Source organism: Gammaproteobacteria bacterium (assembly GCA_022340215.1).
Lineage (GTDB): Bacteria > Pseudomonadota > Gammaproteobacteria > JAJDOJ01 > JAJDOJ01 > JAJDOJ01.
Window position 1 is genome coordinate 1 of sequence record JAJDOJ010000223.1, and the last position, 11,991, is coordinate 11,991.

An 11,991-nucleotide genomic window follows, 5' to 3' on the forward strand; every position below is an offset into this window, starting at 1 on the left:
TTATGGGGGCTTTCTCAACCGCAAGGGGGATGGCTTTCCTGGCCCCCAAACCATCTGGATTGGCCTACAGCGATGTCAGGATTTCGTCTTGGGCGTCGAAGCTCAGAAGGCGATTGGCGCGAGAAGACGGTAACGATATGGTTATAGATCCATGTCCAGGAAGTTTGCTAGCGCGTTGACGGCGCTTACACTCATGGTGCAGGCGATTTCGGCCGAGGCTGCCGGGCTATGGTTGTATGAGATGGGCACGCCAGATGTAGGCACGGCCAGTGCGGGCATGGCCTCGCGCGCCGCCGATGGCGCCACGGCCTTCGCCAACCCCGCGGGAATGACCCGGCTTACGGGCTCGCAGCTCATGGTGGGGGTGCAGCCTATATATGCCGATGTCAAATTCGATACCCAGAGTTCCACCTACGGCGGCGGGAACGGCGGCAATGCGGGGGGATTCGTCCCCTCGGGCAGCCTGTCCTACGTGCACAGCGTGTCCCACGATCTGAAGCTCGGTTTCACGCTCGGCTCTTACCTGGGTCTGGGGGTCGAATTCAATAAGGACTGGGCCGGGCGCTACTATGTCCAGAAGGAGGATTTTCTCACCAGCTTCGCCAACGGCGCCCTCGGCTACCGGGTAAACGACTGGCTGGCTGTCGGTCGGCGGTGGCGTGTCGCTGGTCTATGGGGAACTCGATGTCCAGACGAATATCAACAACGTGCAGGACGGAGGGCCGGATGGGCGTCTGAAATTCAAGGACACCGACACAGACGTGGGCTGGAACGCCGGTCTGCTAATCGAACCCTGGACCGGCACGCGCGTGGGGCTCACCTATATCTCGCAGGTGGACCTGAAATACAAGGATCATGCCTCGATCAATGGTGCCGGGCCCGTGTTGAACGCCGTGCTCCAGACACCCGCCTTCAGGAACGCCCAGAGCACCTTCGACTTCACGCTCCCCCGCCAGGTAATGCTGAGCGGCTACCATGAACTGACCCCGGATCTTGCGATCATGGTGGATCTGGGCTGGCAGAACTGGTCGAGTTTCGGCGAGATCGGGGTGTCGCTCGATACCAGGTCTGCGACAGACACGACGCTTTCGCGCAGCACGTCGCTGGACGCCCACTTCCAGGACACGTGGCATACCGCGATCGGAGCACGCTACCGGCTCAATCCGCTGTGGTCCGTGTCCACGGGCTTTGCCTACGATAGCTCTCCCGTACAGAATTCCAACCGGTCTATCGTCCTGCCGCTCGACCGCCAGTACCGCTATGCGCTGGGGTTGCAGTATTACTGGCGCAAGGACATCACGCTCGGTGCCGCCTATGAGTACATGGACGCCGGCAGCGCACCCGTCAACCAGACCGGCGGGCTGTTGAAGGGCGATCTCAAGGGCCGGATGCAAGACGATGTCTTTCACTTCGTGGCGCTCAGCATGAACTGGAAATTCTAGGGCTAAACAAGTATCGAGAGGTTTCGCCAATGATCCGTTCAAAGCGCTACTTGGACCTTGACAGCTTCATCATGATTCTGCCGGTGCTGCTCGCCATCGTCGGTATCGGGATGACTGCCTTTGCGCCTCTATTCAGCCACTGGTACTGCCTGGCGATGGTGGTCATTACGGGCATTGCCTGTACCGTTATGGAATGGTCCCGCGCCCGGGAAAAAGGTTTTGGCATAGCGGCTATTCTAAGGGTATCGGAAGATCGACGTATCGGACATTCAGTAGCGAAGCGTGTTTTCGAGACAAGCGAACCTTTCCCCGCGCATTTGGCTATTTGCCAGGACCATTGTTGCCATTAACTGGCGTCAAGTGCGTGGCGAGACGACCTTTGCGTCGCGGGAAAGCTGGAGTCTTCTTGTTACCCGCAGCCTTACGCGCTTGACAGAACCCATGCGGGTCTGCTGCCATCGGCCGTTTAATCCTCCGGCCAAAAGCAGACGCCTACACGCCATACACCTTGTTTGGATCACTGCATATCTTGGCAGATAGTTGCCCCTATACCTGGCGTCAATATCTCACGGCCAGCGGCCGTCGGCACGTAGTGCCTATGAACGAATGAGCCACTCATCTGGTTCAGCGTTCTTGTCGCGGTCAACCCGGTGTACTTCCTGCTGCACTCAGGGCGTCTCAACAACGCGAACACCGGGCTGGGGTCTGTGGGCCGAACTGTACGTGGAGATCCTGTGCTGGGATTCGAACCTGATTTTTGGGACGACCTGACATTCGGTACGGCCGCGCTTGCAGGGATTGTGGTTGTGTTGTGGATCGCGCGGGACTGCCGGGCCAGATCACCATCGCCCGCGAACGGCGATCTATACCAATCCTTGCAGTGGCTTGGTGGTGCTGCGCAAAATCGGCATCCGCGGCTATACCTGGGTCAACTGGCTGTATCTGTTCTCAGGTTAATGCGAGGTACCGGCATCATGCAGGCCCTCGGCCACGCGCTCGGCGGCAGCTTTGACACGGCGTCGCCAGTGGCCAAACTGGCGGGCGGGTGTGTTTGTCATCGGACAAGGTTTCATGGTGTTGCAGCTAATGCCGGAGAGGGAGCGAAAGTCTAAAGGCTTTACCCGCTGCCGTTTTGAGGGTAAGGTGAGTGGGGTTGCGGCCCATTGGCAGGTGCAGTGCGCGGCCGGCGCATAGCAGCTTACCCAACGGGTGAGGCGGCATAGAGCAGCAACCATGCAGAATACTTGTGACAGGGAAGAGTATCGAAAAACGCCGCACTGGTTCGTGCTTCTTCCTCTAACCTGCGTGATCGCAGTACCCAAACCCAGTGTAGGGGTTGCTATGTCTTCAATGGAAGAGATCGAGCTGGAAAAACGCCGCAAGGCGCTCGACAAGGATGTCGCATCGTTGCTTGATAGATACCTCAGCGAAATGGAATGGTCCATCCCAGACGCTGATGAAGCAAAGGCGCGCCAGCTGATCCTGGATGAGATCAAGCAGGCGATCAGCCGGATAGAAGGTGAATCCTGAACTCCGCCGCTACTCGCCGGGAGACGGTAGCATGTCCCTTTCGAAAATCGAAATGCGCGCTTTGGCCTTCATTGCTATTTCGCTGCTGTTGCAGTACCGGCACGACCGAACGTAAGTGTTTAGAATCTCGGCGGTTCCCGCGCAAGCATATCGGCACGCTGGAGTTCGTGAGGGTTCAGCTGCCGGACTCTGTGTGGACAGTCCGCGGATTTCGCCTTGAAGGTCGACCGTCTGCCCACACTCCGCCGGGTCCATGGGGAAACCGCTCCTCTTGTCTATGATTGTCGCGATCGAGCCGGCGAAGACCGATCATTCTTGAGTCCGCCCACTGCGGCCATCGTCTGCCTTTATACCCGACCTTCCGATTGGCGGCGACTCGCCCACAGCCTTCACGTCCATGCCCTTGTCCATCAAGTCGCGGACCCGCAGACCGGGGACTGATGGCCGGCAGAAACCCTCCCGCACAACATGCCCGCGAGCAACCAGTTTCATGGTGTAAATGTCCCCTTCTATGAGGGTCCTGCGTACGGTGTAAGCCACGGAGGTCGTAAGTATGAGCGGCAGCATCACCCGGTGATCCTGAGTCATCTCCGCTATCATGATGATGCCTGTCAAGACAGCGCCGGTAGAGCCGGCGATCATGGCGGCCATTCCAGCGATGGCGAAGGCAGGGAGCGAGACCTGCAAACCGGGGATGAGTGCGTGGCACAGGTGACCGAACAGCGCACCCCACGTGGCGCCCACAAACAACGCGGGGGAGAATACACCACCCGAGCCGCCGGACCCCAGCGAAAGCCAGGTCGCGAGCAGCTTCAGCCCCAGCAGCAGAAACCACGGATCGTTCAGGCTACGATGCAGCACGTCCATCACCGTGGCGTATCCGACCCCTTCCTCGTAATGCTGGCCCGCGAACCGGTACAGCGGATAAATCATCACGCCCACGCACAGCATACCGAGGGCATGGCGGCTGTAGTAAATCCGCGGCATGGCGTCGAGAACGTCCTCCATCCAGTAGAGACCCCGAATAAAGACGACCGACAGCAGCCCCATGAGTCCTCCCAGCAGCAAGAACTGCGCGAGGGCCAGGGGTTGAAAGGAGGCGAAATCGGGCACCTCCAGGGCAGGGATGTAGAGGCTGGGCTGGGACACGAGCAAATGGTGACTGATCAGGATAGCAACGACGCTGGTGATGGCCACCACTAACAGTGTACGCGCGCTGATCGAGATCAGCAGCAGCTCGAGGCGAAGGTAACTCCCCCCAGCGGAGCATTGAAGGGGGCGGCGATGCCCGCGCCGGAGCCCGCGGCGATGAGGGTGATGCGGTCACTGGCCGGCATCCGAACGATCTGACCCATGGTGGAGCCGCAGGCCGAGCCGATCTGCACGATCGGGCCTTCGCGTCCGACCGAGCCACCACTACCGATGGAGACGGCCGAGGCGAGGGACTTGATGATGGCTATGCGCGGACGAATCCGCCCTTCGTTGTAGTAGATGGCATCCATCACCTCGGGAACGCCGTGGCCCTTGGCCTCGGGAGCGAAGTTCTTCACCAGCCAGGCCACGACCACACTTCCCGCCACCGGCACCAGGATCACGCCCCACCCCCAAGGGCTCGTCGGCGTGTGCACGTTGGCGTCGTAATGGAAAGACAAACCGCCGAGGAAGAGCACATTGTGCACCAGGCCGATCATCATGCGAAAGGCCCACGCGCCCGTGCCGGCGATAACGCCGGTCGCCACCGCGAGCAGGCTCATCAGCAGCAGCGAACGCTGCGCTTCCAGTGGTTCCAAAGAGTGATCTTCAGAAACGTTGCGCATCATTAGCTGAGCCGAGCTTGCCGGTGACCTGCTGGGCCGCCACCAACGTGGGTGACGCCATCGCAGCGACGAGCAGTGCAAAGAACGTAAAGACTCGAACCTTCATATCCCCGATGGCGCGACACGAAACGCATCGAGCTTTCCCCTTGCGAGTCAAAACCGCGGCGCAAGCGATGAATCCGGTGTGCCAGGCCGCGGAAGCACGCTCCGCATCGAACTCCGCCGAGGTCCTCACTGCGCGCGCTCGAAATAGATGTCGTAGCGCTGCCGAGCGACCGCCTGGTAGTACACGCCGCGGAGGATGTCCTTTTCCGGGTCGTAGGTCAGCGTGTAGGTCGACCCGCCGTAGCCGCCGGCTGTCAGCTCGAGGAAGACCCGGATCTCGTTGCCGTCTCGCGTCGCTTCAGCCCTGGAGAACGGTAGCGGGTTCGGATTCGCGTAGGACGCATCGAGCTTTCCGTCGGCGCTCACACCCTTGATCGTGACCACATAGCCGCCGTCCGGCCGCACCCACCGCCCCACCAGCGAGCTGAACTCCGCTGCGGTTCGAGCGGCCGTCGTATCCGGCGGTGCTGCGGGGGTCTGCGGATGAACCGGCGCAGCACAGGTGTCGGCTGTAAGTACGAGCAGCGACAAGGCGGCCATTAGGGAGGTCGTCCTCACTGCATCAGCTCGATCTCACCCGGCCACCAGGTCTTACCGCGCCCAACGCATGCAAGTACGGGGCGGTGCGCGCGAACGCGCCCCGCCACCTCATCGCCGAAACCACGCTCAGTCATTCGGCTTGGCGGCTAGCTTCGCGGCCTCCTTCATCTGCTCCTCGGTCATCTCCGGCGGCCCTGGCTTGAAGGTGATCTTGTTGATCGTGCCGGTGAAGGTGAAGGGCACCTGGTAGTCACGCTCGTCGACGCCCGTGCGGGTGTCATAGCCGACGTCCAGCCACTCGTCGACGGCCTCGAGGGCCGGCACCGTGTGCGGGATGGTCTGCTTCGCCACGACCTCCCCATCAACCGACAGCACGCCCGTTCCGCCCTTGGCGAGACCCGGGCCGTCGTACTTGAAGTCAAACACGACCGTATGTCGGCCCGGCGCGATCGCCTGCTTGCCTTCCCAACGGAAGCGCTCGAGGTCGAGCAGGTTGTAGGTGAAGACCGGCTTGCCCTTCAGCAGGTACAGGCCCCAGCCGTCGAAGCGGCCGCCCTCGGTGATGAGCATGCCCTCGCCTCCGCCTTTCGGGATGTCGATGTCGGCGGTGATCGTGAAGTCGCGGGCGACGTAGGGCGGCATGGCGCCCAGCGCGATCGAGATCGGAGCGTTGTAGCTGAACTCGGTCATGCCGGGCGAGCCGCTCGGACGCGGTTGGAGGATGCGCTGGAAGCCCTCGTTGTTGAGGGGGAACACGTTGTACTTCCACGCCTCCTTGACGAAGAGCTTCTGCATCTCCTTCAGCTTCTCGGGGTACTTCTTCGAGACGTCCGTGTACTGGGTCCAGTCCTTCCTGAGATCGTAGAGCTCCCACTCGTAGTCGAGCGGGTCCGGCAGCTTGACGCCGGGGTTGTTGTTCCACGGCGCGATGGCCACCTTGGTGTTCGCGTACCAGCCCTCGTGGTAGATGGCGCGCTCGCCGATCATCTCGAAGTACTGCGTCTTGTGTCTCGACGGCACGTTGGGATCGGCGTCGAAGGTGTAGACCATGCTCACGCCTTCGATCGGCTTCTGCTTGATGCCGTCCACGTACTCGGGCGCGGGGATGCCGGCCGCCTCGAGGATCGTCGGCACCACGTCAATCACGTGGTGGAACTGGTTGCGGATGCCGCCCTTGTCCTTGATGCGCGCCGGCCACGAGATGACCATGCCGCTGCGGTTGCCGCCGAGGTAGGAGGCGACCTGCTTCATCCACTTGTAGGGCGTATCGAAGGCCCAGGTCCAGGCCACCGCCATGTGCGGCGCGGTCTCGGGCCCGCCCCACAGGTCGTAGAAGTGGGCCAACTGGTCCTTCACCGGGACGTCGACCCCGTTGTACGCCGCCAGGTCGTTGGGGGTGCCGATCGTGGTGCCCTCAGCGCTGTTGCCGTTGTCGCCCTGCAGGTAGATGACGAGCGTGTTGTCGAGCTTGCCCTGGCGCTCGATCTCGTCGATCACGCGGCCGGCCTCGTGGTCGGTGTAGGCGTGGTAGGCGGCGAACACCTCCACCTGCTTGATGAACATCTTCTTGTCGTCGGCGGTCAGCTCGTCCCACTCCTTCAGACTGGCTGGCGGCCCCTTGGGCCAGGGCGTCAGCTTGGCATCGGGTGGGATCACGCCGAGCTTCTTCTGATTGGCGAAGATCGTCTCGCGCAGCTTGTTCCAGCCCTCGTCGAAGAGGTGCAGCTTGCTGATCTTGTCGATCCACTCCTTGGTCGGTTGGTGGGGCGAGTGCGTGCCCCCCGGCGCGTAGTAGAGCAGGAAGGGCTTGTCGGGATGCGTGGCGTCGATCCTGCGCAGCCAGTCGATGGCCTCGTCGGCCATCGCAGTGGTCAGGTTCCAGGTGCCCGGGGGCTTGCCCCGCCAGGGGAAGATCGCCGTGTGGTTGCGGAAGAGGTACGGCGTCCACTGGTCGGTCTCGCCCACCGGGAAGCCGTAGAAGTACTCGAAGCCGTAGCCCGAGGGCCACTGGTCGAAGGGCCCGACCTCGGTTGCGACCCACGTGGGCGTGTTGTGGTCCTTGCCGAACCACGAGGTCGCGTAGCCGTTGTCCTGGAGGATGCGTCCGATGGTCGCCCGGTCCTCGGTGATGATGGCGTCGTAGCCCGGGAATCCGGTGGACACCTCGGCGATCACGCCGAAGCCCATCGTGTGGTGGTTGCGCCCGCTGATCGTCCCGGCACGTGTCGGCGAGCACAGCGCGGCGTTGTGCATCTGCGTGTAGCGCAGGCCGTTGGCGGCGAGCTTGTCGAGGGTCGGGCTCGGGATCACGCCGCCGAAGGTGCTCGAGGTGGCGAAGCCGGAGTCGTCGATCTGGACCAGCAGCACGTTCGGCGCGCCCTTGGGCGGCACGATACGCGGCGGCCACCACGCGGTGGAATCCTTGACGTCTTCCTTGATCACACCGCCGAACTTCGGCGCCGGCGCCGGGAGCTGGTTGCCCGGGAGGGTGGTGGTGGCGCTCGGCGTGCCGGGCTTACCGGTGGTCTGCACCGGCGCGGTGATCACCAGTGGCTGGCCGACCTCGATCTCCGTCGAGGACAGCTGGTTCACCTTCATCAGCTCCTTCACCGTCACACCGAAGCGCTCGGCGATGGCGTCGAGGTCGTCTCCCTTGACTACGGTGTAGATCGAGGTCGCGACGTCGAACGTCCCCTCGGCGTGATGGCGTGGCCCCTGATCGGCCTGCGCGGGTGCGCCGACTTCAACAAAGAGCAGCAGGACAAGGATCCTACTGACTTTCCGCACTGCGGACCGGTGCCACTCTGGAAATCGCATGCTGCCTCCTCCTTACTTTTAGTTTCATTTTTGGTTTCATTACCAATGCTGTGAGCGCCTCAATCTATCAACGAAGTGTTACAGTATTGTTACGAAAGAGTACCGCTCTCTGGGATCGCCCGGCTAACGTATAGCACGCGGGAGAATTACCAAAATAAGACTAGCTGCACATGGGTATCACATCAAGAGCCTACGCATTGGCCTATTGGATGAGTAGAATGCCAAGCGCCGGCAGTCAATCCCACTTCTTGTTCAATTCACCGAAAGCGGCGTCCTGCAGAGCGGATAAAGCGGCTTCATTGGTGCCAGACATAGCAGTTCTCCTACTTTGTCATTTCCCGCCCGCCGGTTCGGCTACCGACGGTGCCGCGTCAAAGCTGCCGCCCAGCGCGAGATGCAGCTGGATGCGGTTGGCGATCTGTGCGTTGCGCAACTGGATGACGTTCGATTCCACGCCGATTTGTTCCGACTGTAACTGTTCCACCCACAGGAGGTCCCTCCTCCCCGCCTGGTACTGCTCGATGGCGAGCTGCACGGCCGCATTGCGATCCACCAGGGCGTGCTGCTCATACCCGAGGCGCTTCTCCAGTATCTGCTCGCTGGCAAGCACATCCTCGACCTCGCGGAACGCATTCAGCACGACGCTGCCATAGTTGGCCACGGCCTGCGCCTGCTGTGCGGTGGCGATCTTCACCTGGGCGCGCAGGGCCCCGCCTTCATAGATCGGGATGGCCATGCCGATCGCGGCGGACGCAAGCCACGGACTGAGCCGCAGCTGCCTGATGAGATGATCGCCCAGACGCTCGCCGACGAGCGAGATCGAGAGATCGGGCAGCAGCGCGAGCCGGGCCGCCTCTTCCTGTCGGAACGCCGCCAGCACCAGACGCTCGGCCGCGACCAGGTCGGGCCGCCGTTGCAGCAGCGATGCAGGCACCCCGGCGCCTACGGGCGGAGGCAAAGGAGGATAAACCGCCGCCGCCTCGATCTCGGCCGCCGGATAGCGACCAAGTAGCAACTCGAGGGCGCGACGCGCCTTGCCGTAGGTATTGCGCGCCGCTTCGAGCTCGCTTTGGGCGGTTTCCAGCCTGGCACGCGCATCGACCACGTCCAGGTCCGAGCTCTTTCCGGCGGCCTGCCTGATCTTTGCTAGATCAAGCAGCTTGCCGTAGACCTCGACGGCCCGTTCGGCGAGCGCAAGGAGCTGGCGCGCCTCGGTCGTGAGATACCAGCTCAGCGCCACCGTCGCGGCAAGCGATTGACGCGCGTAGGCAAAATCGAGCGCGGTGGCCTCGAAAGCCGCCGTGGCGGCGGCACGCTGGGCGCGCAACCGGCCCCAGACATCAAGCTCCCACGCCACGCCCAGTGAGGCGACCGTATGGCTGAACGTGTGCTTGACCTCGTCCTCGTGACCGAAGTCGTGGGTCTTCTTGGCGCCAAGTTGCCCGCCGATCTGCGGCAGCAGTTGCGCGCCAACCACGACTGCGGACTGCCGGGCGATCGCCACGCGATCTACCGCCTGGCGCAAATCCAGGTTGTTCGCGAGGGCCTCGGCGACCATGGCATCCAGCACAGGGTCGTGGAACGACTTCAGCCAGTGGTCGGCCACCGCGCCGGTATCCGCGTCGGCTTTCCATGCGGCAGGAATTCGCGTCCCCTCCGGCAGCGCCTGATCGACCACCTCGGTCTGCGTCGGTGGCGTCTGCAGCGCGCAGCCGGCAAGCGCCAGGTTGAGGACGACGATGCTGCCGATTGCACGCATCAGCCGGAGAACGGATATAGCCAGTTGAACCAGCTGTAGGCGCGGATGCCGATCTTGCGCAGCACCACGAAGCCACTGGAGGGGTTGGTATAGATCGCCGCGCGCGCCTGTGTGCCGATCGGGAACCTCGACTGATCCGCCCCGTCGAGATGGATCGCCACCGCAAACTGACCCTGCGGGACCTCGGTCGGCTCATAGGCGAAATTGGGCAGCGTGCCGCTTGGCAGCATTTGTCCCGCCCCGCTCCCCTGCCAGATCGCCTGGACCTTGCCCTTGAAGATCTGGCCCGGGTAGAGGTCGATCGCGATCTCGGCCTCCTGCCCCGTCTTCACGTACTTGAGGTTCTCCTGGAAATAGTTGGCCAGCAGATAACGGTCGGCATCGCAGATGAACGAGGCGATGGCGCCGAAACGGACAATGCCGGCAACCATGCCGGGACGCACCTGCAGGTTGATGATGTAACCATCATCGGGGGCCACCATCAGGGTGTTGTCGAGGTAAAAGCGCGCCAGGTCGAGCTGGGCCTCAATGGTGGCGACGGACGTGTTGACGCCGTTGATCTCGGAATTGTAACGCAACTCTGCGCGCACAAGCTCGGCCTGCGCCTCCTTGATCGAGGCCTCGTCGGCGGCGACCTGCGCGGTCCACTTCTGCGCGTCTTCTTCCGGACCGGCGCCGCGGCTGGCGAGATCGGTCGAAAGCTTCTGCTGGTAGCGCGCGTAGGTCAGGTCGCTTTTGAGCTTGACTATCTTTTGTGCCGAGACATCCATGTCGGTCTTCAGCACCTTTACGTCCTGCTTCGCCTTGGCAAGCTCCGCCTCGAGTTCCCTGACCTTGTACTCGTAGGGCCGGCGGTCGAACTGGAACAGCGGCTGCCCCTTCTTCACCGGCACGTTCGGCTCTACCAGCACATCGGTGACCAGCGTGGGCTCGGACAGACGAGGGATTAGCTGGATGGTGTGCTGGATTACCTTCGCGTCGGTGGAGTAGGGCGTCATGAAGCGCAGGCCGATCAGGAAGATGAGCAGCAAATGAACCCCGACAAAGACCGTGACGAGAGCCCAGGTGATGTTGAATTTCATCCATTTGAACTTGAAAAATGTGAGCCACACGACGAGGGCATACACGAACAGCAGGACGAAACCGAGGAGCATGCGATGTTCTCCTCAGCGCGTCGTGTCGTTGTCCGGCACCGGCTTCTCTCCCGCCGGCGCCTGCGTCTTTTCCTTGTCCGCTGCCCCCTTGAGGCGGGCGATATCCTCTTCGGTCGCCCTCGCCTCCTCGGCGGGGAAGCGCCGGATGTCCACGACATCGGTCGGCTTGAACGCCCAGATAAAGGCTTGGATCCACGGCACGACCGTTAGGAACCCCGCGTATCCCATGATCTTCACCGCCTCGGCCTCCGGGTGCTTGCGGGCAATGGCGATCTGGCCCGGCAGTCCCGCGATCCACAGCAGGATCACAATCACCGCGATGGCGGACGCTAAGGCCGTGGCGAAGGTCAGGTAGTCCCAGATGGTCAATTCAAATCCAAGCATCGTCTATCCTCCCGATCCCAGCGAGTTGCCTGAGGCGTATGACAGTGCACTACCATGCATCAATGCAAATGAGCCGCATGCCCAGAGTACCGGGTGCCGAGAAGGCATGCATTGCGTTGTCCGACAGTAACGAAGCGCTGGGTCGTACTATAGGCGGAGGACTAGCTCCCGCTTCCGCCGACCGTTTCATGACTTCGACGATCCTGTCATGGTCCTTAGATAACAAGGACCGGCGCTCCGGTGGGTATCGGTGCGTCCTTCGCTTGTTAAGCATAGGAATTCCAACGGGGTTTGTCCAGGATCAGCCTCTTCCAATATGAAATGATACTGAAGGGGAGGCTTGTTTCTAACATGAAATGATACTGAACGCCGGCTGGTTTCTGTTCATGATGAGGGATGAAGACCATCATGAACGACACTCAAATCAAGACACTTGAACAGGT

Annotated in this window: 8 protein-coding genes and 2 pseudogenes; 4 read left to right on the forward strand and 6 right to left on the reverse strand. The window is 61.9% G+C overall.

Translation table 11 applies throughout. The annotated features are described in order from the left end of the window. The 4 genes and pseudogenes from LJE91_15535 to LJE91_15550 form a co-directional block, all read left to right on the forward strand. Window positions 1-133 (forward strand): hypothetical protein (locus LJE91_15535; protein ID MCG6870086.1); only part of this gene is annotated, 133 nt, incomplete at its 5' end. 60 nt (window positions 134-193) lie between these two features. Next, window positions 194-1,442: pseudogene (locus LJE91_15540) on the forward strand (outer membrane protein transport protein). A 29-nt stretch (window positions 1,443-1,471) separates the two neighbouring features. After that, window positions 1,472-1,792, forward strand: a complete 321-nt coding sequence (locus LJE91_15545; protein ID MCG6870087.1) for a hypothetical protein — start codon at window positions 1,472-1,474, stop codon at window positions 1,790-1,792. Between the two features lie 1,000 nt (window positions 1,793-2,792). Further along, entirely contained in the window at window positions 2,793-2,972 is a 180-nt protein-coding gene (locus tag LJE91_15550; GenBank protein MCG6870088.1) for a hypothetical protein, read from the forward strand. 309 nt (window positions 2,973-3,281) lie between these two features. Here LJE91_15550 and LJE91_15555 read toward each other — a convergent pair. From LJE91_15555 to LJE91_15580, 6 genes and pseudogenes are all read right to left on the reverse strand, one after another. Beyond that, window positions 3,282-4,663: pseudogene (locus LJE91_15555) on the reverse strand (chloride channel protein). Between the two features lie 357 nt (window positions 4,664-5,020). Continuing rightward, complete coding sequence (locus LJE91_15560; GenBank protein ID MCG6870089.1) at window positions 5,021-5,452, reverse strand: hypothetical protein; 432 nt, start codon at window positions 5,450-5,452, stop codon at window positions 5,021-5,023. A gap of 108 nt (window positions 5,453-5,560) precedes the next feature. Further along, window positions 5,561-8,251 carry a sulfatase-like hydrolase/transferase gene (locus LJE91_15565; protein MCG6870090.1) on the reverse strand — a complete coding sequence of 897 codons (2,691 nt, stop codon included), beginning with the start codon at window positions 8,249-8,251 and terminating at the stop codon, window positions 5,561-5,563. Window positions 8,252-8,582: 331 nt separating this feature from the next. Beyond that, window positions 8,583-10,010, reverse strand: a complete 1,428-nt coding sequence (locus LJE91_15570) for a TolC family protein (GenBank protein MCG6870091.1) — start codon at window positions 10,008-10,010, stop codon at window positions 8,583-8,585. Then, window positions 10,010-11,164: an efflux RND transporter periplasmic adaptor subunit gene (locus tag LJE91_15575; GenBank protein ID MCG6870092.1), complete on the reverse strand. Its 1,155-nt coding sequence runs from the start codon at window positions 11,162-11,164 to the stop codon at window positions 10,010-10,012. Before LJE91_15575 ends, LJE91_15570 begins: the two co-directional genes overlap by 1 nt. Window positions 11,165-11,176: 12 nt before the next feature. Beyond that, window positions 11,177-11,548 carry a superinfection immunity protein gene (locus tag LJE91_15580; GenBank protein ID MCG6870093.1) on the reverse strand — a complete coding sequence of 124 codons (372 nt, stop codon included), beginning with the start codon at window positions 11,546-11,548 and terminating at the stop codon, window positions 11,177-11,179. Between the last annotated feature and the right edge of the window lie 443 nt (window positions 11,549-11,991).